Origin of the sequence: Pseudomonas germanica (assembly GCF_019614655.1) — a bacterium.
In the GTDB taxonomy this organism is placed as follows: domain Bacteria; phylum Pseudomonadota; class Gammaproteobacteria; order Pseudomonadales; family Pseudomonadaceae; genus Aquipseudomonas; species Aquipseudomonas neuropathica.
Genome location: NZ_CP071586.1, coordinates 404339 through 426314 on the forward strand (window position 1 = coordinate 404339; position 21976 = coordinate 426314).

Genomic DNA, 21976 nt, shown 5'->3' on the forward strand with positions numbered 1-21976 from the left:
CTCCGCACATCCGTCAGGGAGTAGCGGTTATGCAGCGTTTTCGTGGTTGGGTTATCGGATTGACCTTGGTTACGTGTGCAGTTCAGGCGCAAACGCCCGGGCCAGACGATCCGCTGCTGGATAATCCGGGGACGGCGGCGGCCACCGTGAGCAGTGAGGCGCGCGGGGTGTTGCGGGCGCGTGATCAGGCGACGCTGGCCAGTGAGCTTTCCGGGCGGATTGTCGAGTTGCCCTTCAGCGAGGGCGAGTCGTTCAAGAAGGGCGATACGCTGGCGAAGTTCGATTGCTCTGCTTATCAGGCACAGCTCAATGCCGCACAAGCGGCCAGCCGGGGTGCCGGTGAAGAGCTGGCGCACAACAAACAGTTGGCGGCACTCAATTCTGTCGGGCGTTTCGAAGTGGCGCGGGCCGAGGCCAAGGTCAGCGAAACCCAGGCGCAGTCCCAGGTGTATCAAGTGCAGGTCAAGCGCTGCAGCGTGGTCGCGCCGTTCGACGGGCAAGTGGTCGAGCGCAAGGTGCAGCGCTATGAAAGCGTGCCGGCCGGCGCACCGCTGCTCGATGTAGTGGATAACCGCACCCTCGAAATTCATTTGCTGGTGCCGTCGCGCTGGATGGCCAGACTCAAGCCCGGCCAGACCTTCAGCTTCGTTCCCGATGAAACCGGCCAGCCGATCGACGCCACGGTCAAACGCCTCGGCGCGCGAATCGATGAGGGCAGTCAGACCCTGTTGCTCGTCGCAACACTTCCCGAAGCCAAAGGTTTACTCGCCGGCATGAGCGGCACCGCGCGTTTCCCGGAGCTGAAGTGAACGCGCCGGTGAGCGGCGCCGCTGAACAAGTGTTCGCGCGCTTTCTCGACCTTGAACGGCAGACTCGCGCTGCCCGCGATGCCGCGCAACTGGCCTACAGCCTGGTCAATGACGGCCAGTCGTTGTTTGGCTTTCGTCATGCCGCGTTATTGATCGCCGGCAAGGTACAAGCCGTGACGGGCGTCAGTGCGGTCGAGCCGAATGCGCCGTTCGTGGCGTTCGTCGAGCAGGCCGTGGCGCAGTTGTTCAAGCAGGATGTGCTGAAGCAAGCGCGGGTGATTGCGCCGGAATTGCTCAGCGAATCGATCCAGGCCGACTGGCGCAGTCTGTCCGCTGCGCAGGTGTTCTGGTTACCGCTGGTTGATCGCGACGCGCAGGTGTTCGGCGGCTTGTGGCTGGCGCGCGATGTGCCGTGGAATCCTTCCGAACAAGTCTTGCTGTCGCACCTCGGTGACACCTACAGCCACGCCTGGCTGGCGCTGCAACCGCGCAAACCGTGGCGGCTGCGCTGGACCCGTAAGCGTCAGGTGGCGTTGCTGGCGGTGCTGTTGCTCGGGCTGTTGCTTCCGGTGCGTCAATCGGTGCTGGCCCCGGCCGAAGTGGTACCGCTGGGGGGCCGCGTGGTGGCGGCGCCGCTGGACGGAGTGATCGCCGAGTTTCTGGTCAAACCCAATCAAACGGTGAAAACCGGCGATGTGCTGGTGCGTTTCGAAAGCACCACGCTCAAGGCGCAGGCCGATGTTGCTGAGCGTGCGTTGGGTGTGGCCGAAGCTGAATTGAAATCCAATTCGCAGCGCTCGTTTGCCGACGCGGAATCCAGCGCCAAGGTCGATTTGCTCGCCGCCCGCGCCGAACAGAAACGCGCCGAACGCGACTACGCCCGCGAGTTGCTCAAGCGCAGCGAAGTCCGCGCCGAGCGCGACGGAATTGCGGTGTTCGCCGACGCCGAACGCTTGACCGGCAAACCGGTGCAGACCGGCGAACGCCTCATGGACATTGCCGATCCGAGCCAGGCTGAACTGCGCATCGAACTGGCGGTGGGCGATGCGATCTCGTTGGAGCCTGGTGCCGAAGTGGCGTTGTTTCTCGACAGCGATCCGCTGAAGCGCCATCTCGCCTCACTGGAACGCTCGGCATACGAGGCGCAGCCGACGGCGGGCGGTCAACTGGCCTATCGGCTCGACGCCAATTTTACCGAGGCACCGCCACGCATCGGCCTGCGCGGCACGGCGAAGATCTTCGGCGACCGCGCGCCGCTGGCGCTGTACTTGTTGCGCCGGCCACTGGCCGGTTTGCGCCAGAGTGTGGGTCTGTAGATGAATCTGCCGAGCCTGCGTGCCGACCTGCAACTGTCGCCCGCGGCGCCGGCCTTGGACGGTTCGCCGCGCTGGACCCTCGCCGATCCAGTGCGCGGCCGTTACTTCAAGCTCGGCGCGGCGGCGATGCGCCTGCTGCGCCATTGGTCGTTGGGCGACGCCGAGCAAGTCTTGTGCGCGGCCAATCGCGAGCCGGGTTTACCGCTGGCCGGCACGGAGCTTGAGCAGTTGCTGGAGTTCCTGCGCGGACACGATTTGATCAGTGCGCTTGACGATCAACAGCGCGCCAGCTACCGCCTCAAGGCCTTGGCGCAGAAGCAAAGCCTGTGGCAAATCCTCCTGCATCAATACCTGTTTTTCCGCATTCCGTTGTGGCGCCCGGACGCGTTTCTCAATCGCGCCTGGCCGTGGCTTGCGCGCTTCGGCCCGCGCCTGTTGCGCTACGGATTACCGGCGACGCTAGCGTTGGGGGTGTTTCTGGTCTCGCGCGACTGGCAGCGTTTTATCGGGACGTTTCCGCACCTGTTCAGCCTCGGCGGCGCATTGGCGTTTGGCGTGGCGTTGTTCTTCGCCAAGCTCTGTCACGAATTCGGCCATGCGTTCATGGCCAAGCGCGCGGGCTGTCGGGTGCAGAGCATGGGCGTGGCGTTCATGGTTTTGCTGCCGATGTTCTATACCGATGTCAGCGATGCCTGGCGGGTCAATGATCGCCGTGCGCGATTACTGATCGGTGCCGGTGGTGTGCTCGCGGAATTGCTGTTGGCATGTATCGCGTTGCTGGCGTGGTCGTTGCTGCCGGATGGGCCGGGACGCACGGCGGCGTTCATGCTCGCCAGCGCCACGTGGATCACCACGCTGGTGGTCAACCTCAATCCCTTCATGCGCTTTGATGGTTATTTTCTGATCAGTGATTTCTGGGAAGTCGACAATTTGCAGGGCCGCGCATTTGCCCTCTGTCGCTGGCGCCTGCGTGAGTTTTTGTTTGGCTATGGCGCCCCGGCGCCGGAGCCGTGGTCGCCGAAGATGCAACGGCGTTTGCTGATCTGGGGGTATGGCTCATGGTTGTGGCGTGCGGCGTTGTTTTTCGGGATCGCGCTGGCGGTTTATCACCTGTTCTTCAAGGTGTTGGGGATCTTCCTGATGCTGGTGGAACTGGTGTGGTTCATCTTTCTGCCGATCATGCGTGAGTGGCGCCAGTGGTGGAGCCGCCGCGAACAGGCGCACGGCCCGCGCGTGCTGCTCAGCGCGCTGGCGCTGCTCGGGTTGTTGTTGGTGCTGATCGTGCCGTGGCGCAGTTCGGTGGAGTTGCCGACGATGCTCGAGGCCGGGCGCGCCAGTGCCCTGCATGCGCCGACGGCGGCGCGGGTCAAAGCAGTGAACGTGACGGATGGGCAGAAAGTCGCTCAGGGCGATGTGCTGATTGAACTGGAGTCACCGGATCTCGAGTCGCGGCTGGCGATCGTGCGCCGGGAAATCCAGATTCAGCAGCTATTGATGCGCCGTCAGGCCAGTCGTAGCGAAACCGCCGCCGATGCCGGCATTGTCGAGCAAAGGCTGGCCGAAGCAGTCGCCGAATACCGCGGGCTGACGGCGCAGCGCGAACGCCTGCTGCTGCGCGCACCGCAGGCCGGCAGCGTGCGTGATCTGCTGCCGAACATGACGGTCGGGCGCTGGTTGTCGAGCAAGGATGCACTGGCCCGGGTCGTCGAAGACGGCGCGCGCCTGCGCGGCTATCTGGCGGAAGCCGAATTGTGGCGAGTCAAGCCCGGGGCCAGTGGCCGCTTTATCGCCGATGACCCGATGCACCCGGCGCTCGCCGTGCAACTGAATGAAATCGATACCAACGGCGTGGCCTACGTCGATCAGGAGGCGCTGACCTCCGATCATCAGGGGCCGATTGCCGTGCGCCGCGATCAACAGCAGCGGGCCGAACCGGTGCAGGCGCAATACGGCGCGCGGCTCAGCGTGCTGGACGATGCGTCAACACCGCCGCAACCGTTGCGCGGTGTCGTGATCTTGCAAGGCAGCGGCGAATCGTTGCTCGGTGTGGCATGGCGCCGAATGGCGGCGCTGGGGGTCAGGGAAAGCGGTTTCTAACGGAGAGCATGATGGCGGACAGCGCAGCAGTGGCGGCAGAAGGATTGGTGGTGCGGCCTTCGCGGGCAACCGATGGGCCGTTTTTGCAAAGCCTGTATCAGACCGCGCGGCCGGACCTGCAATGGATCGACGGTGAGCAGGAACAGGTGCAGCAAGTGGTCGCCCAGCAGTTTCAGGTGCAGGAGCTGGGCATGGGCGACAACTACCCCAACGCCATGCACTACGTGGTGGAAAAGCTCGGCACGGCGATCGGAGCATTGAGTACTGATTTCGGCGCTAACGAGATTCGCGTGTTGTACCTGGCGTTCATCCCAAAGGCGCGTGGCCAGGGCTTTGGTCGCGCCGTGCTGCAAGGTGTACAGAAAGCCGCGCAACAGATTCGCTGCCCGGTGGCGACGGTGGTCTGGACCAGCAATCCCCATGCGCGACGGCATTACCTCGCGCTCGGGTTTGCGGTTGAAGAAAGCAATCCGGCGGCGGAGCGACTGGTCTGGTATCCCCGGTAATCTCCGTGCAGGAGCTGGCGAAGGCTGCTCCTTGGGTTCGGGTCAGTTAAAGGTGATGTGGAAGTAAGCCAGCTCTGGCGGCCGCCCCATCGGTGGTACGCGCGACACGAAGATGCCGTCCACTCGCCCCAGTTCAGGCAACTCCAGTGCACATAAACCATCGACGAATTCAGTCGCTTCCAGGCTGCTCAATTCGACGCTGAATGGCATGCGCTCGCTGTAACGCATTTGCGCCAGCGGTTTCTCTGCGAGTTCGCCGATATGGATTTGCAATGCACTGCCATCGGGCAGATACAGGGTGCCGATCCGCCCGAGAAGGGCCTGGAAATGTTGGCTTTTAACCGATTGCAGCATGGTCTCGCTCCGGCAAAGTGGGGAACCGGGGGATGTGATCCCCCGGTGGTCGATCAGTTACGCGAAGGGAAAATGCCGTTCAGCGCGATGCTGAAGTTGAGCACCAGATATGGGTTCATGATGGGCAGCGGCAAGCCGTTGCCAGTTGGCGAGATCGTGCCGCTGATGGTGGTCGCGGCGCCTTTGAGCGGAACGGGTGACGCGCCCTGAGCATCGGAAAAGATATTTGCCAGACCCGGCCCGGTGCCCGAAGCACCAATGTAGGCGTTGGTTGCCGTCGGCGCGCCCGCCGGATTGCTGGCCGGGTTGGCCAGTTGCACGGTGGTGGTGGCGGTAAGGCCGGCGAGGGTGTGGGTGTGATTCGGCAGGTTGTTGAGGGTGGCAGTGACTTGCTCGGCGCCGGAGATTTCTCCCATGACTCTCGGCGTCAGGCCCCCGCCATTGCCTTGGCAGATCGGCATGCGGCTCTGCAGGTTGGGCAGGCCGAAGTTGACGGTGCCGTTGCCGCCGTAGGTGGTGCCCAGCAATGCAAACAGCGCCTGGTTCTGGTTGATTCCGATGATCTGACCGTTGCACAAGGCCCAGCCGCTGGGCGCGTAGTTGAAGGCAAACGTCAGAACAGTGCCCATGTAAACGTCCATAAAGTCCTTATCCTTCTGATTGGTTGTCGGCGGGCCGCTAGTGGGATCAGGCTGATGCTATTGCCTTGGCACTCCGTGGCCAGGTCACGCCACGCCAGAGCGTAGACCCGGATTGGCAAGGTTGCCGGGTGTCGTGAAGTCGCAAATCGGCATCGACGGTGCTCCTGCGCCTGACCTAGAGTGACTGGCAGGTTCGGGCTCATACAGGCGTGGTGTCGTGGCACGGCAAGAGGCAGCAATGGCGGTCAACAGAGTGACACCGGTGGGCGACACACAGGATCCGCACGCGCTGCCGGGTTCGTGGTTTGCCCGCTTGCGTTTGATCCGCTGGGCCAGGGAACACTGGCTGCTGCCGATTTTGTTGTTGGCTGGCGCCGTACGCTTTTACGACCTGACCGCTGCGGCGATTTGGGGCGATGAAGGTTCCAGCCTGCTGCTGGCGCGCTATTCGTTGGCCGATATCTGGCATCACGCGGCGTTCGATGTGCATCCACCGCTGTACTTCATGCTGCTGCATGGCTGGATCGAACTGTTCGACGACGGCATTTTTGCCATCCGCTGCCTCAGCGCTCTGACCGGTATCGCCGCGGTCGGCATGGGCATCTGGCTGGTGGATCGCCTGGCCACGCGCCGCGCGGCGATTTTCGCCGGGCTGCTGTTGGCGTTATTGCCGACAGCGGTGCGCTACAGCCAGGAAGTGCGCATGTATTCGCTGCTCGGCCTGCTGCTGATCGCCGCGACGCTGGCGCTGGTCTACTGGATCCGCCGGCCGCAGCGTCATCGCTATCTGGTGATTTATGTGCTGTTGATGACGGCGGCGCTCTACACCCATTACTTCGCGGTGCTGGCGGCGCTGTGTCACTGGGTTTATCTGACGGTGATTCGGTTTCAGCGCGGCTATCGCTTGCGGCACATCCAGCGCCCGGGCTGGTGGCTGGCGAATCTGGCCATCGCGGCGTTGTACCTGCCGTGGCTGCCCAACCTGCTCGACCTGACGCAGCACATGGAACAACTCAAGGTCGGTGGCGATGTTGGCTGGGAAGACCCGGTGACGCTGGCGTCGTTGCCGTCGATGATCTGGACTTGGTTGATCCAGGATGACGGCGAACACTTGCCGTTGCTGGTGTTCGGCGCATTGCCGCTGGCGTTGTTGCTGCTGACGGCGGTGGCGGTGCTGCGAGATCGCAGCGTGTCGCGCGGCAGTGTCCTGCTGGCGTTGTACACCGGCTTACCGCTGTTGCTGGTGTTTGCGGTGTCGTTCATCACGCCGGTGTTCATCGAGCGCTATCTGACCGCTTATGCCCTCGGTTCGCCGCTGCTGGCGGGGCTGGCCATCGACCGCTTGTACAGCCGCGTGCGAGTTCTCGCGTTGGCGGTGCTGGTGTCGTTGCTCGGGGTGGAAATGGTTGGCCTGAAAAACAACGCCACGGTCGACAGCAACGATCAGTTCGATCGCGTGGTGAACTACGTCAATCAGCATTTCCAGCCTGGTGATCGCATCGTTACCAGCGACATGCTCTGGTACTTGAGTTACGTCTACTACGATCGAACTGGCGCACAGGTGCGGCTGTACACGCCGCCAGCTGCGGATGGCCGTTCGACGCGCCCGAATGAGTATGGCTTCGGTACGCTGGTCAGCGACGATGTCTACCTCGACAGCCTTGCCGAGGTTGCTGGCAATGCCCGGATATGGCTGGTTGGCACCTTCGATGACCCGGCAGAATTTGCACCGTTACCCGTCACCTGGCAGATCAGCGCGCAAGTCTATGCGGGTGGGGCGCAAGCGCGGTTGATCACGCCGCAATCTGCAGCCAAATAGGTGCGGGTCAGACTAAAACGTTTCACCTTAGAATTCGCGATTAAAAATTAACTTATTAGTTCTTTTTGCTCTTGGTTGATATCAAAACACTACTAGTCGCAGGGTGGTTGTTGGACTACGCTTTGTCGGACAAAGGGACTTTAGATCAGGGTGAAGGGATTGCAGCAGTTCCACTTTATCTCCGGCTTGCCGCGTTCAGGCTCCACCCTGCTTTCTGCGATTCTTCTGCAGAACCCGCGCTTTCACGCCGGAATGACCAGCCCGGTCGGATCGCTGTTCTCCAGTGTCCTCGAACAATGCAGCGCCGGCAGCGAGTACGGTGCGGTGATCGACACCGACATGCGCCGTCGCCTGTTGCGCGGTCTGTTCGACGCCTACTATGCCGACAAGGCCGACAAACCGGTGGTGTTCGATACCAACCGGCAGTGGAGCTCGCGTCTGCCGGCACTCAACGACCTGTTTCCTCACGCCAAAGTCATCGCCTGCGTGCGCAACGTCGCCTGGGTGATGGACAGTCTCGAACGGCTGTACCGCGCCAATCCCTTTGAAAACACCAAACTGTTTGGCGATGCCGTGGAGCGCAACACGGTGTACAGCCGTTGCGAAACCCTGGCTCAGCGCAATCGCCTGGTGGGTTTTGCCTGGGCGGCGCTCAAGGAAGCCTATTACGGCGAACACGCGGACTCACTGCTGATCATCGATTACGACCTGCTGACCCAGGCGCCGGAGCGCGTGTTGCGGCTGGTCTACGAGTTCATTGGCGAGCCTTGGTTCGAGCACGATTTCGAACATCTGGCCTATGACGCGCCGGAGTTCGACCAGGGCCTTGGCCTGGCCGGCCTGCACAAGGTCAAACCCAAGGTTGCCTTGCAATCACGGCGCACCATCCTGCCGCCCGACCTGTTCAAGCAATACGCTGATTTGTCCTTTTGGCTCGATGGCTCAGCCAGCGCCGCCAATGTCATTCGTATGAAATCCGACGCCGCGATCAGTTGATCGCGGCGTTTTTCATTGATGCCTTACGTACCTTCGTTCGAGTTCGGGTGAGCAACATGTGGTGGAGCATTTTTGGCGGTGCAAAAGTCAGGTCTCGGGCAACCGCAGGTCAGCGTTCGCTGGCCTCGCCGATGATCATGTCGCTGGAGCCGCGCATGCTGTTCGACGGCGCGGTGGCCGCCACCGTGGCCGATACCGCTGCGCAAGCCGACAGCCATGCACCCACCGCTGCCGATGCGGCCAAGGCGCCGACAGCCGATCATCCCGTAGCGAGCAAAGACACCCACGGCCAGGCTGATGCCACGCCGGCGGCCAGCCCGGTCGCGGTGCCCGGCCAGAGTGTGGTGTTCGTCGATTCGCGGGTGAAGGACGCCGACAGCCTGCTCCAGGGCATTGCGACCGGCACGCAAGTGGTGAAACTCGACGCCAGCAAGGATGGTTTGCAACAGATCGCCGACTTCCTTGATCAGCATCACGGCGTCAGCTCGGTGCAGATCATTGCCCACGGCAATGCCGGTGATTTGTGGCTGGGCAACAGTTATCTCTCGGCAGACAACGTCGCCCAGCGCAGCGCGGTTCTTGCGGAAATCGGCAAGGACATGAACGCCGGTGGCGACATCCTGATTTACGGCTGCTACACCGCTGAAGGTGATCGCGGCTTGAGTTTCGTCGACTCGCTGGCGCAGTTGACCGGGCGTGACGTGGCTGCTTCGAACAATCGCACCGGTGTCGGCGGCGACTGGGATCTGGAGATCGCCACCGGCACCATCGAAAGCGCCAACGTGCTGTCGAGCAAAGCCATGAGCGAGTACCAGTGGGGCCTGGCCACCTGGACGGCGACCAACAACCTCAACTCGGGTGTCGGCTCGCTGCGCGCGGCGCTGGCTTCGGCGCAGAACGGCGACATTGTCACGTTCAGTTCGGGCATGACCGTTCAGCTCACTTCGGAGCTGCTGATCAACAAGAACATCACCGTCGATGGCGACCTGAACAACGACGGCGTGGCCGACGTGACCCTCGATGGCCAATACAAAACCCGCGTGGTGGAAGTCACGTCCGGCAGCACCGTGACCCTCGACGGCCTGGTCATCACCAAAGGCCTGGTCGCCGGCAATGGTGGTAATGGCGGCTCAGCGGCGGCGGGCGCCATGGGCGGCGGCATTTTCAACGCCGGCATTCTGACCCTGAACAACGTCACTGTGACCGCGAACGCTGCTTCTGGCGGTGGTGGCGGCGGTGGTGTGACCGGCGGTTATGTCGGCGGTGGCGGTGGCGGCGGTGCGGGTATCGGCGGCCAGACCGGTGGCCATGGCGGTTCGTCCGGCCCGGGTACAGGCACTTATGCCGGGGGTGCAGGCAGTGCCAATGCCGGCGGCTATGGCGGCGGTTACAGTCCGACCGACATGGGTGGCCGGGGCGGCACCAGCACCGGTGGTGTGGGCGGCAATGGCGGCAGCGCCGGTGCCGGTTATAGTCATGGTGGCAATGGCGGCTCGGCGAGCAACGGCAGCCTGTCGATTGGCGGTGGCGGTGGCGGTTCCGGTTGGGACAAAGTCGGCGGTGTTGGCGGCAATGCGGCGGGCGGTATCTACAACGCTTCGAGCGGCACCCTGAAAGTCATCGGCACCTCGGTCATCAGCAACAACATTGCTGCCGGTGGCGGCGGTGGTGGTGGCGGTGGGGTCGGCAGCAACGGCGCCGATGGTGGTGCCGGCGGTCGCGGCGTCGGGGCGATCTGGAATAACGGCGGCGTGGTGCTGATCACCGCGAGCAACTTTGCCGCGATCAGCGGCAACGGCGCCGCCAGCGGTGGCGGGGGTCTTTCCAACGGTGGTTCGACCGGCACGACGCCGAGCGCACTGGTGGGGATCTACAACAACGGCGGTACGCTCAACACCGCTTACGTGGAACCACCCACCGCCACCGTCGTGGTCGCCGATACCGCGCTGAGAATCGGCGAAACCTCGCTGGTGACCATCACCTTCAGTCGTGCGGTCAGCGGTTTCACCAACGCCGACCTGACCATTGCCAACGGCACGCTGACCAGTGTTTCCAGCGCCGACGGCGGAATTACCTGGACGGCAACCTTCACGCCGACCAACAACATCACCGACACCACCAACCTCATCACCCTCGACAACACCGGGGTCACGGCCGTGTCCGACAGCGTGGCCGGTGTTGGTACCACCAACTCGAACAATTACGCGATCGATACTCAGCGCCCGACCGCGACCATCGTCATGGCCGACACCGCGCTGAAAATTGGCGATACATCTCTGGTGACCATTACCTTCAGCGAAGCGGTATCCGGTTTCACCAACGCCGACCTGACGATTGCCAATGGCACGCTGAGCAACGTGTCCAGTGCTGACGGCGGCATCACCTGGACGGCGACCTTTACGCCGACCAGCAGCATCAACGATGCCACCAACCTGATTACCCTGGACAACACCGGCGTGGCGGATCTGGCCGGCAACGCCGGCAGCGGCACCACCGATTCGGCCAATTATGTGGTCGACACCGTGCGACCGACAGCGACCATTGTCGTTGCCGACACCAATCTGGCGGCAGGCGAAACCTCTGTGGTGACCATCACCTTCAGCGAAGCGGTGAGCGGCTTCACCACCGCCGACCTGACGGTGGCCAACGGCACCTTGAGCGGACTGAGCAGCAGCGACGGCGGCATCACCTGGACCGCCACGCTGACGCCAACCACGAGCGTCACCGACACCACCAACCTGATCACTCTGGACAATACCGGGGTCAATGACCTGTCCGGCAACGCCGGCACTGGCAGCACCAACTCCAACAACTACGCGATCGACACCGCACGACCGACGGCAACCATCGTGGTCGCCGATACCGCGCTTAAAATCGGCGAAACCTCGCTGGTCACCATCACTTTCAGCGAGGCCGTCAGCGGCTTCACCAACGCCGATCTGAGCATTGCCAACGGTACGCTGAGCGCAGTCAGCAGCGCTGATGGCGGCATCACCTGGACGGCGACTTTCACGCCGACCAGCAGCATCACCGACGCCACCAACCTGATCACCCTGAATAACAGCGGGGTCGCGGATCTGGCGGGCAACGCCGGCACTGGTACCACCGACTCGAACAATTACGCGATCGACACTGTGCGGCCGACCGCCACCGTAGTGTTCGCGCAAAACACCTTGAAGATCGGCGATACCTCGCTGGTGACCATCACTTTCAGTGAAGCGGTCAGCGGTTTCACCAACGCCGACCTGACCATCGCCAACGGCACCCTGACGGCGGTCAGCAGTGCGGACGGCGGAATTACCTGGACGGCGACGTTTACGCCGAGCGCGAACATCACCGATGCCACCAACCTGGTGACGCTGGACAACACCGGTGTTGCCGACCTGGCCGGTAACGTTGGCAGCGGCACCACCGATTCGAATAATTACAGCATCGACACCCAGCGTCCGACGGCGACCATTGTGATGGCCGATCCTGCCCTGAGCGCCGGCGAAACCTCGCTGGTGACCATTACCTTCAGCGAAGCGATCAGCGGTTTCACCAACGCCGACCTCACCGTCCCCAACGGCACGCTCACGGCGGTCAGCAGCGCGGATGGCGGCATCACCTGGACAGCGACGTTCACGCCGACCGTGGGGGTCAACGACACCAGCAATATCATCACCCTGGCCAACACCGGGATCGCTGACCTGGCCGGGAACGCCGGCACGGGCACGACCAACTCGGGCAACTTCACCATCAACACCGTGGCACCGACCGCGACCATCGTCGTCGCTGACAACAGCCTGACCATCGGCGAAACGTCGCTGGTGACCATCACCTTCAGCGAAGCCGTTACCGGTTTCAACAATGCCGACCTGACGATTGCCAACGGTACGCTGACGGCGGTGAGCAGCAGCGATGGCGGTATCACCTGGACGGCGACCTTCACCCCGACCAGCAACATCACCGACGCCTCCAACCTGATCAGCCTCGACAACAGCGGCGTGCAAAACGCCTCCGGCAACGCGGGCAATGGCACCACCAACTCCAACAACTACGCCATCGACACCCAACGCCCAACGGCAACCATTGCCCTTGCCGACTCGGCACTGGGCGTCGGCCAGACCACCACCGTGACCATCACCTTCAGCGAGGCGGTGAGCGGTTTGACTCTGGCCGATCTGACCGTGGCCAATGGCACGCTCTCCGGATTGAGCACGTCGGACAACATCACCTACACGGCGACGTTTACGCCGTCGGCGGGCATCACCGACACCAGCAACATCATCACCCTGGACAACACCGGCATCACTGACGTGGCGGGCAACTCCGGCAGCGGCACCACCGACTCGGGCAACTACGTGATCGATAGCCAGCGCCCGACCGCCACGATTGTCATCAGTGACACCGATCTGCGTCCCGGCGAAACCGCACTCGTCACAATCACCTTCAGCGAGGCGGTCACCGGCTTCGACAATTCCGACCTGAGCGTTGCCAACGGCACGCTGAGCAACGTCTCATCGAGCGACGGCGGCATCACCTGGACCGCCACGTTTACCCCGACCATTGGCCTCAGCGATGCCACCAACCTGATCGTGCTGAACAACGCAGGCATCAGCGATCTGGCGGGCAATGCCGGTATCGGCATTACCAACTCGGCCAACTACGCGGTGCAGACCGAAGTGCCGACGGCGACCATTGTCGTCGCGGATACTGCGCTCAAGGCCGGTGAAACCTCGACGGTGACCATCACCTTCAGTGAAGCGGTCAGCGGTTTCAGCAACGCTGACCTGACCATCGCCAACGGCACCTTGAGCAACGTCGCATCCAGTGACGGTGGCATTACCTGGACCGCTACGCTGACGCCGACCGCCAACATCACCGACACCAGCAACCTGATCACCCTCGACAATAGTGGGGTGACCAACGCTTCTGGCAACAGTGGCGTCGGCACCACCGATTCGAACAATTTCGCCATCGACACGGCGTTGCCGACCGCAACCATCGTGGTCGCCGACAATCGCCTGGGCATCGGTGAAACCACCACGGTCACTATCACTTTCAGTGAAGCAGTCAGCGGTTTTGACCTGTCGGACATCAGTGTCGCCAACGGCACACTGGCGAACCTGACCAGCAGCGATGGCGGCGTCACCTGGACCGCCACGCTGACGCCAACCGCCAACATCAACGATGCAACCAACCTGATCATCGTCGACACCGCCGGTGTGCAGGATCTGGCCGGCAACCTTGGCGCCAGCATCGCCATCTCCAACAATTACGCGCTGGATGCGACCCGGCCAACCGTGGACATCGTGGTCGCCAATCCACATCTGGGCATCGGCCAGACCACCACGGTGACCTTCACTTTCAGCGAGGCGGTGAGCAATTTCGACTTGTCCGATCTGAGCGTGACCAACGGTGATCTGAGCAACCTCAGCAGCAGTGATGGCGGCAAGACCTGGACCGCGACCTTCACGCCGACCGCCAACGTCAGCGATCCGAGCAACTTCATCGCGCTGGACACCAGCAACGTCACGGATCTGGCCGGTAACGTCGGCAGCACGGTGGCAGTGTCGAACAACTACGCGCTCGACAGCGAACGGCCAACGGCGACGGTGGTGATTGCCAATCCGAATCTCGGTCTCGGCCAGACCTCGCAGGTGACCATCACCTTCAATGAGGCGGTCAGTGGTTTTGATCTGGCGGACATCAATGTTGGCAACGGCACTTTGTCCAACCTGAGCAGCAGCGACGGCGGCAAAACCTGGACCGCGACCCTGACGCCGAATGCCAACGTCAACAGCGCCAGCAACGCCATCAGCATCAACAGTGCCGGGGTCAGTGATCTGTCAGGCAACAGCGGCAGCGGTGTCAGCAACTCTAACAATTACGCGATCAACACTGTGTCGCCAGTCATTCCACCGACGCCGCCCACTGCGCCAACCAGTGTGGTGATTCCCGATCCACTGATTCGCAGCAGCGACCCGGTGGTGCCTCAACCGCCACCGAGCTTGCCGCTGCAACCGATCATCTTCACCGCACCGACCGGCGATCTCGGCTCCCCGCTGACCTTCGCGCCGCTGTTCGAGCAACGGGTGATCGGCAATGGCATCCGTCCGCTGGGCGATATTTTCATGAATCACGGAGCCCTCAGCCCGAGCTTCATCGCGCAAGTGTTCAGTAGCAGCGACAGCGGCGCTGATGGATCCGGTCACGGCTTCCTTGGTTTTGGCGGGGGTGACGGCGGCGTGTTCGGCAGCAGCACACTGGCGAGCCTGTTCAATCAGGACAGTGCCGCCGAGCGCGATTCATTGAATGCGTTCGGCAGTCAGTCACTCAAGGCGGGTGATGTTTCTCAAGGCCTGCGCGGCGTATTTGGCGCGCCGACGCTGGGCCAGCAACTGCAACAACTCAAAGACAACGAACAGCACCGGGTCGACAACCTGGCGGCAGCACTGCAACAGGTCGGCATCAGCGAAATATCGGCCTGAAAAAACCATAACTCAACACTGTGCGGGACCTAGGGGCGATCCAGGGATGAAGAGAAGTCAGAAGTTGTTCGGCGCCAGCCTGCTGGCGCTGGCGATCAGCGGATGTGCAGTGACCAGTGAACCGATTGAGCGCAGCGTCAGTGAACAGCGTGCCAAAAGCGATCTGCAAGGCATGTACAAGGATCAGGAACCGCTGCGCGGTCCGTTGACCCTGCACCAGGCCATGGCCCGCGCCGTGAAGTACAACCTCGAAGGCCGCTTGAAGATCATGGAGGAGGCGCTGGCCAAGCGGCAGCTCGACCTCGCCAGTTTCGACATGCTGCCGCGCATGGCGCTGGACGCCGGCTACGTCGGGCGCAACAACGTCAACGCCTCCAGCAGCCAGAGCGTACGCACCGGCACCCAGTCTCTGGAACCGTCGACCTCGCAGGATCGTGACCGCGAAGTTGCCGACCTGACCATGGTCTGGAACGTCCTCGACTTCGGCGTCAGCTACATCAGCGCCAAGCAGCAGGGCGATCAACGCCTGATCGTCCAGGAACGCCGCCGCAAGGTGATCAATACCATCGTCCAGGACGTGCGCTCGGCCTATTGGCGAGCGATGGCCGCCGAACGCCTGCTCAAGCAGATCGACAGCCTGATGGCGCGGGTGCAGACCGCCCGCGACAACAGCCAGACCCTGAGCGATCAACGCATTGGCGATCCGGTGCAATCGCTCGGTTACCAGCGCTCGCTGATCGAAGCCACCCGGCAACTGGAAGAACAACGCCGCGCCTTGTCGCTGGCGAAAACCGAACTGGCGACGCTGATCAACTTGCCACTGGGCACCCAGCTGACGCTGGCCACCGATGACGGTTATCAGATTCCCGAACTCAAGGTCGATCTGGCCAGACTCGAACAGGAAGCCCTGACCAGCCGCCCGGAGCTGCGTGAACAGGATTACCAGACGCGCATCAGCGCCGCCGAAACCCGCAAAGCCATGCTGCGCTTGTTGCCGGGCCTGGAGTTCTCGGCTGGGGGGCATTACGACAGCAACTCCTTCCTTGTCGAGCAGGGCTGGGCCGACTACGGCGTGAAAGTCACCTGGAACCTGTTCAATGTGATCTCCGCACCGGCAGCGATCAACGTGGCCAAGGCTGGCGAAGAAGTCGCCACGGCGCGGCGGCAGGCGATGTCGATCGCGGTGCTGGCGCAGCTCTATGTGGCCAATGCCAACTACCAGGAAGCGCTTCGGCAGTTCAAGACTAACCAGCAACTGTCGGACATCGACGGGCAGATCGTGGGTCAGTTGCGCAATCGTCATCAGGCGGCGGGGATTGGTGAGCTGGACCTGATACAGGGCGAGCTGAACAACCTGCAAGCAGACCTGCGCCGCGATTTGTCGTACGCCGATCTGCGCAATGCCTACGGCCAGATCTTCGCCAGTGCCGGCCTCGATCCGCTGCCGGATCAGGTGCAGTCGACCGAAGTGCAGTCGATCGCCACCGCACTGGCCAACCGCGAATCGGCGTGGGCGGCAGGGGATATTTCGGTGCCGGTGGTGGCGCATGCCCCAGCGCAATGATGTTCTGGCACCAAGCGCCAGTATCAGCCGCACGCAACGCGAGAATCGCAATGGTCATCGGGGTGCGGCGATCCTGCTGACCGGTTTGCCGGCGGCAGGCAAGTCGACATTGGCGCAAGCGCTGCAGGCCACGCTGTTCGGGGATGGTCGGCAAAGTGTGGTGCTCGATGGCGACAGTTTGCGTACCGGGCTCAACCGGGATTTGGGCTTCAGCGATGCCGATCGCCAGGAAAACATTCGCCGCGCCAGTGAACTCGCCGCGTTGCTTGTGGATAACGGCCAGATCGTGATTCTGGCGATGATTGCGCCGCTGGCCGAGCTGCGTGATGTGTTCGCACAGCGCTTGGGTGACGACTATCGCGAAGTCTGGTGCAGCGCGTCACTGGCGGTGTGCGAGCAGCGTGATCCAAAAGGGCATTACGCCCGCGCCCGACGCGGCGATCTGCCCGGGTTTACCGGTATTTCCGCGCCCTACGAGCCACCGGCGCAACCGTCATTAGTGCTCGACACGGGTGCGCAATCGGTCGACACCTGTCTCGATCGGCTGCTGACCTGGCTCGGGGAGTGTTCGGTGTTGCCCAAGACATGAGCCGCCCGGCGTATTCGCGATTGCCGGTGACCGTGGATTTGCCCTTGCTGTTGCAGACGCTGGCAGCGATTGCCGACGGCGCTTGGCGCAGCCATTTCAATGCCGGTTATTTTTCCGGTGACTGGAGCGGGGTGGCGCTTATTTCGGCCGTCGATGCGCTGACCGAGCTGTCTCCCGGGCGCGGTGAGCCGGTGCGGCGCGGCCCTTGGCTTCAGGATCAGCGCTGGCGGCTAGGGCTGCAAAATCTCTCACTGGACATCGTCAGTGCGCGATTGCTGCGCCTGGGGCCGGGCGGGCAGATCCATGAGCACCGCGATTACGATCTGGAGGGCCCGCAGGCCGATTTGCGCCTGCACGTTCCGTTGCTCAGCCCGCCGCATGTCGATTTCTGGCTCGACGGCCATCGCATGCCCATGCAGGCAGGCGAATGCTGGTTTCTCGATCTGGCTCGCCCGCACCGCGTGGATAACCGCGATACCTCGGCGAGGGTTCATCTGGTCATCGACTGCCGGCCCGGTGCCTGGCTTGAGCAGATGATCGCCGAAGGCTTGCCGAGCACGCCTGCGCCGGATTTGGCTGAGACCGCGTTGCAACGCTTTCAGACGCTGGTCGCGGAAGATGCGGCGCTGTCGCAAGCCTTGCAGACGTTGCACGATCCGCAAGCGTTCATCAGCCGGACGCTGGCACTTGCCGCTGAACGTGGCTTGGTGTTTTCCGGCGAGCAATTGCGTGCGGCAATGCGCAACGGGCGGCGACAGTGGAACGAACAATGGAGTGTTTGAGCTTTGACGGCTGGTTACCGATTCGTGCCTGGCCGGTGCATGGTCAGTGGCAGGTGGATTGGTGCTGGTTCGGTGACACGCCGTTGCATCAGCCGTTTTTCCGCGAAGCGGTGGATGAAGCGTTAAGGCTTCCGTTCAATCAGGCCTTTCGACGGCAGACACCGCTGTCGGCACTGAGCGATTGGCAGACGCAAAGCCCCGGGCTCGCGCCGAGTGCATTCATTCTGCACGCCTCGCGCTGTGGTTCGACATTGATCAGCCAGATGCTCGCGCGGCTCGATGACCACATCGTCGTGTCTGAGCCGCCGCCGCTGGATGCGCTATTACGCAGTGATTTACCTGAAAGCGAACGGCGTGCTGCCATTCGCGGATTGCTCTCTGCGTACGGGCAGCGCCGTCGCGGCATCGAGCAACGGCTGGTGATCAAACTCGACGCCTGGAATATCGGTGAGTGGCCGCTGCTGCAGGAATGCTTCCCCGATACGCCATGGCTGTTCCTCTATCGCGACCCTTTGGAAATTGCGGTTTCTCATCTGCGCCGGCCGGGGATGCACATGGTGCCGGGGATGCTCGGTGATTGCGTATTGGAGGATGGTTTGCCGTTTGAGGGGCGTGAAGATTTTATCGCGCGGCGTTTGGGGCGCTTGCTTGAGGCGGGGTGGCTGCATTGCCGTGATTCCGGCGGTTTGGCGGTGAATTACAGTGAGTTGCCTGATGCGATGGAAGGGCGTTTGGCGCGGTTCTTTCTATTGAATGATGTGCAGCGTCAGCAGGTGTTTGCCGCTGCCGCGCAGCATGCGAAACAGCCTTCGCAAGTGTTTGTTGCCGATGGTGAAGACAAGCGCCGCGAGGCTTCGGCGCTGTTGCAGGAACGTGTGCGCACTTTTGCGCTAGCACCATTTGAAGCCCTGGAAGAATTGCGCGGCATTCAAAAGATCGCAGCCTTCGGCAGCTCCTACATTGAAATGTGATCTCCTGTAGGAGCTGCCGCAGGCTGCGATCTTTTGCTCTTCATGACTTGCCGGACAAGTCCGCCATGCCCTTGAGCAATTCGATCGGCAACGGAAAGACAATCGTCGAACTCTTGTCCCCGGCAATCGAACTCAAGGTCTGCATATAGCGCAACTGCATTGCGCCAGGCTGGCGACCGAGCATTTCCGCTGCCTGCATGAGTTTTTCCGAGGCCTGCAGTTCGCCTTCGGCGTGAATCACCTTGGCCCGACGCTCGCGCTCGGCTTCCGCCTGTTTGGCGATGGCGCGGACCATCGATTCGTTGAGATCGACATGCTTGATCTCGACGTTGGCGACCTTGATCCCCCAGGCGTCGGTCTGCGCGTCGAGCACCTGCTGAATGTCGGTGTTCAACTGCTCGCGCTCGGCCAGCAGTTCATCCAGTTCGTGCTTGCCGAGCACGGCGCGCAGGGTGGTTTGCGCCAATTGGCTGGTGGCAGAAAGATAATCCTCAACCTGAATAATCGCCTTCTGCGGATCGAGCACGCGGAAATACAGCACGGCGTTGACCTTGACCGAGACGTTGTCGCGGGTGATCACGTCCTGCGGCGGTACGTCGAGCACCACCGTGCGCAGGTCGACCCGGACCATTTGCTGCACCACCGGGATCAGCAGGATCAGGCCAGGGCCTTTGACCTGCCAAAAGCGGCCGAGCTGGAACACCACGCCGCGTTCGTACTCGCGCAGGATGCGAAACGTCGAGCCGGCCAAGGCAATGACCAGTAACAGCAGCGCAACAAAACCGATTTGCAGACCCATGATCACTCTCCGAGCGGCGCCGCGTCAGTCGCGGCCACTTGCAGCAACAATCCCTTGCGCCCCACCACGCGCACTGATTGCCCGGTGTGCAGCGGTGTCGCGCTGAGCACTTGCCAGCGCTCACCTTGCAGTTGCACCCAGCCATTGCGGGCATCGCCCGGTTGCACCGTGGTGATCGCGGTCACGCTGCCGAGCAGGCCGGCGTCGCCACTGACGGCGTGGCGCGGGCGGGTTTTCAGGGCGCGGATCAGCAGTCCGATCAACAGCAGGGCGCTGATCAGACCGAGGCCGATCATCATTGGCACTGGCAACTCGGCGTTGCTCAGAATCAGCGCACCGATGACGAACATGATGATGCCGCCCAGCCCGATCACTCCGTAATTGGGCAGCGCCGCTTCGGCGATCAGAAAGACGATGCCCAAGGTAATCAGCCACAAACCGGCCGGACTCATCGGCGGCAACGGGGTGTCGGCAGCCAGGGCTGAGCCGCTAATCAGCAGGAGCAAGGCAAACGCACAACATCGGCTGTTCACGTGACCCTCCGCGAGCGTCATGGGCTGGTTCTTTCAGTCTAGTTGAGGGTTGTTCTGTATGAATTTTGATCAATGTGCAGATATGTCCGGTGAGCGGATTTCCCTGCGCCAGACACCCGCCGAACTAGACTCAAAGACACGGCAACCACCGTTCAGCGCAACACCGAGGTGCATCATGCGTATGGCAAAAAAGGTGCAGAGCAGCCTGAACCGGGCGCACTGCGAATACGACATCGTCGCCCATCGACACTCGTCCAGCAGCCTGGAAACCGCACGGGTCGCCGGGGTGCCCGCCGAGCGCGTGGCCAAATCGATCATCCTCGACGACCACCACGGGCATTACCTGATGGCCGTGCTACCGGCCAGCCGTCACTTGGACCTGAGCAAGGTGCGCACCAGCGGCGAATGGCAACTGACCCGCGAAAGCAATCTGGCGCACATCTTCGACGACTGTGAGCGCGGCGCGGTGCCGCCGCTGGGTGATTCCTACGGGCTGGACATGGTCATCGACCCGTTGCTGACGCGGCAGAAGGATATTTATCTGGAGGCGGGCAACCACAACTACTTGCTGCACATGAGCATGCCGGAGTTTCTGAAAATGGTGCCGCATGCCGAGGTGCGGGAGTTGAGTGATTAGGTTTTGTGGCGCCGGCACTGAGGCCCTCGCTAGCAGGCTTGCTCCCACAGGTTGATCGCATTCCCCTGTGGGAGCGAGCCTGCTCGCGAATAATCTTCCAAACAGCCCATTTTTTGAAGGAGTTGATCAATGGAAAGCCCAACGCACAGCTTGCCATCCCTGTTCAAACAACTCGGCCTGGACAACGACCCGGCCAGCATCGACCAATTCATCACCACCCATTCCCCGCTCAAACCCGAATTGCATTTGGCTGATGCGTTTTTCTGGACGAAGAGCCAGTCGCAGTTTTTACGGGATGAGATTCTGGATGACGCCGATTGGGCGGAGGTGGTGGATCAGTTGGATGTGTTGTTGCGCAAGGGGCGTGAGAGCTGACTGAAAGCCACCCTCTTGTCATTCAATTGAGTGGAACGGTTGTTGAGGATCAAAAAATAGACCAAAATCACGACCTCAATTGAGGTCTTTTATTATGCAAAGCGTTCTGGCCGATATGGCTGTCAGTGTCTCAGAATTAAAGAAAAACCCTTCCACTGTGCTGAGCGGTGCACATGGCGGTGCCGTGGCTGTTCTTAACCACAATCGCGTTATGGGCTATATGGTGCCAGCGGATGTGTACGAAGCAATGATGGAGCGACTTGATGATTTGGAGCTTGCTGAAATCGTTCGCGCCCGCAGCCATGAGACGCCAATTTCGGTGAGCCTGGATGACCTATAAGCTCGAATTTTTGCCATCCGCTCACAAAGAGTGGAACAAGTTGGGTCATACACTACGAGAACAATTCAAAAAGAAGCTGGGTGAGAGATTGAAGCTGCCCAGAGTCTCCGCTGACGCACTTCATGGAATGCCTGATTGCTACAAAATCAAATTGAAGGCTTCAGGCTATCGTCTGGTTTATCAGGTCATTGACGAGAGGGTCGTCGTTTCAGTCGTAGCGGTCGGTAAACGTGAGCGCAGTAGCGTTTATGAGAATGCAAAAAAGCGCTGATTTATCTCTCAGCGGCGGCTCTCTTCCCCCCAGTAGGCAATTTGTTTCAAAACTTGACTGAAATTCCCCTCCAATGCGATATTGATAGTTAGCAAACTAACAGT

Annotated in this window: 19 protein-coding genes; 15 read left to right on the forward strand and 4 right to left on the reverse strand. The window is 61.7% G+C overall.

The genetic code is table 11. From position 1 onward, the window contains the following. Nucleotides 1–29 precede the first annotated feature (29 nt). Genes J0G10_RS01765 through J0G10_RS01780 form a run of 4 tightly spaced genes read left to right on the forward strand, consistent with a single transcriptional unit; the run spans nucleotide 30 to nucleotide 4728 of the window. Nucleotides 30–809: an efflux RND transporter periplasmic adaptor subunit gene (locus tag J0G10_RS01765; protein ID WP_220557261.1), complete on the forward strand. Its 780-nt coding sequence runs from the start codon at nucleotides 30–32 to the stop codon at nucleotides 807–809. Further along, nucleotides 806–2125 (forward strand): efflux RND transporter periplasmic adaptor subunit, encoded by a 1320-nt coding sequence (locus tag J0G10_RS01770; RefSeq protein WP_220557262.1) that lies wholly within the window; start codon nucleotides 806–808, stop codon nucleotides 2123–2125. The genes J0G10_RS01765 and J0G10_RS01770 overlap by 4 nt, the downstream gene beginning before the upstream one ends. After that, the gene (locus J0G10_RS01775; RefSeq protein WP_220557263.1) at nucleotides 2126–4222 is read left to right on the forward strand and encodes a biotin/lipoyl-binding protein; all 2097 of its coding nucleotides are present in this window, start codon (nucleotides 2126–2128) and stop codon (nucleotides 4220–4222) included. A gap of 11 nt (nucleotides 4223–4233) precedes the next feature. Next, the gene (locus tag J0G10_RS01780) at nucleotides 4234–4728 is read left to right on the forward strand and encodes a GNAT family N-acetyltransferase (protein WP_220557264.1); all 495 of its coding nucleotides are present in this window, start codon (nucleotides 4234–4236) and stop codon (nucleotides 4726–4728) included. Between the two features lie 42 nt (nucleotides 4729–4770). Here the strand turns inward: J0G10_RS01780 and J0G10_RS01785 are convergent, their stop codons facing one another. Then, on the reverse strand, nucleotides 4771–5082 hold the full coding sequence (locus J0G10_RS01785) for a DUF6916 family protein (protein WP_064117422.1): 312 nt from the start codon (nucleotides 5080–5082) through the stop codon (nucleotides 4771–4773). Between the two features lie 53 nt (nucleotides 5083–5135). Next, nucleotides 5136–5723 (reverse strand): phage tail protein, encoded by a 588-nt coding sequence (locus J0G10_RS01790; RefSeq protein ID WP_038367359.1) that lies wholly within the window; start codon nucleotides 5721–5723, stop codon nucleotides 5136–5138. 238 nt (nucleotides 5724–5961) lie between these two features. On the opposite strand from J0G10_RS01790, the gene J0G10_RS01795 reads away from it, so the two are divergent. The 7 genes from J0G10_RS01795 (at nucleotide 5962) to J0G10_RS01825 (ending at nucleotide 18917) form a co-directional block, all read left to right on the forward strand. Continuing rightward, nucleotides 5962–7542: a glycosyltransferase family 39 protein gene (locus tag J0G10_RS01795; protein ID WP_220557265.1), complete on the forward strand. Its 1581-nt coding sequence runs from the start codon at nucleotides 5962–5964 to the stop codon at nucleotides 7540–7542. A gap of 150 nt (nucleotides 7543–7692) precedes the next feature. Next, nucleotides 7693–8538: a sulfotransferase family protein gene (locus J0G10_RS01800; protein WP_220557266.1), complete on the forward strand. Its 846-nt coding sequence runs from the start codon at nucleotides 7693–7695 to the stop codon at nucleotides 8536–8538. 56 nt (nucleotides 8539–8594) lie between these two features. After that, nucleotides 8595–15011 (forward strand): Ig-like domain-containing protein, encoded by a 6417-nt coding sequence (locus J0G10_RS01805; protein ID WP_220557267.1) that lies wholly within the window; start codon nucleotides 8595–8597, stop codon nucleotides 15009–15011. A 46-nt stretch (nucleotides 15012–15057) separates the two neighbouring features. Next, a complete protein-coding gene (locus J0G10_RS01810) occupies nucleotides 15058–16575 on the forward strand; it encodes a TolC family protein (protein WP_038367345.1) in 1518 nt (505 codons plus the stop codon). Then, nucleotides 16559–17164 carry an adenylyl-sulfate kinase gene (gene cysC, locus J0G10_RS01815; protein ID WP_220557268.1) on the forward strand — a complete coding sequence of 202 codons (606 nt, stop codon included), beginning with the start codon at nucleotides 16559–16561 and terminating at the stop codon, nucleotides 17162–17164. The genes J0G10_RS01810 and cysC overlap by 17 nt, the downstream gene beginning before the upstream one ends. Continuing rightward, nucleotides 17161–17946 (forward strand): aspartyl/asparaginyl beta-hydroxylase domain-containing protein, encoded by a 786-nt coding sequence (locus J0G10_RS01820; protein ID WP_220557269.1) that lies wholly within the window; start codon nucleotides 17161–17163, stop codon nucleotides 17944–17946. Before cysC ends, J0G10_RS01820 begins: the two co-directional genes overlap by 4 nt. Further along, a complete protein-coding gene (locus J0G10_RS01825; protein WP_220557270.1) occupies nucleotides 17934–18917 on the forward strand; it encodes a sulfotransferase family protein in 984 nt (327 codons plus the stop codon). Before J0G10_RS01820 ends, J0G10_RS01825 begins: the two co-directional genes overlap by 13 nt. 40 nt (nucleotides 18918–18957) lie before the next feature. On the opposite strand, the gene J0G10_RS01830 is transcribed toward J0G10_RS01825, so the two are convergent. Together J0G10_RS01830 and J0G10_RS01835 are read right to left on the reverse strand one after the other, a co-directional pair. Further along, nucleotides 18958–19716, reverse strand: a complete 759-nt coding sequence (locus J0G10_RS01830) for a slipin family protein (protein ID WP_038367334.1) — start codon at nucleotides 19714–19716, stop codon at nucleotides 18958–18960. A gap of 2 nt (nucleotides 19717–19718) precedes the next feature. After that, nucleotides 19719–20249 (reverse strand): NfeD family protein, encoded by a 531-nt coding sequence (locus J0G10_RS01835; protein ID WP_220557271.1) that lies wholly within the window; start codon nucleotides 20247–20249, stop codon nucleotides 19719–19721. Nucleotides 20250–20424: 175 nt separating this feature from the next. On the opposite strand from J0G10_RS01835, the gene J0G10_RS01840 reads away from it, so the two are divergent. From J0G10_RS01840 to J0G10_RS01855, 4 genes are all read left to right on the forward strand, one after another. Beyond that, a complete protein-coding gene (locus J0G10_RS01840; RefSeq protein ID WP_095047033.1) occupies nucleotides 20425–20886 on the forward strand; it encodes an aminoacyl-tRNA deacylase in 462 nt (153 codons plus the stop codon). Nucleotides 20887–21015: 129 nt separating this feature from the next. Further along, nucleotides 21016–21261 (forward strand): DUF2789 domain-containing protein, encoded by a 246-nt coding sequence (locus J0G10_RS01845; protein WP_220557272.1) that lies wholly within the window; start codon nucleotides 21016–21018, stop codon nucleotides 21259–21261. Between the two features lie 94 nt (nucleotides 21262–21355). Next, nucleotides 21356–21601: a type II toxin-antitoxin system Phd/YefM family antitoxin gene (locus J0G10_RS01850; RefSeq protein ID WP_220557273.1), complete on the forward strand. Its 246-nt coding sequence runs from the start codon at nucleotides 21356–21358 to the stop codon at nucleotides 21599–21601. Next, entirely contained in the window at nucleotides 21591–21872 is a 282-nt protein-coding gene (locus J0G10_RS01855) for a type II toxin-antitoxin system RelE family toxin (protein ID WP_064389059.1), read from the forward strand. The genes J0G10_RS01850 and J0G10_RS01855 overlap by 11 nt, the downstream gene beginning before the upstream one ends. Nucleotides 21873–21976 lie beyond the last annotated feature (104 nt).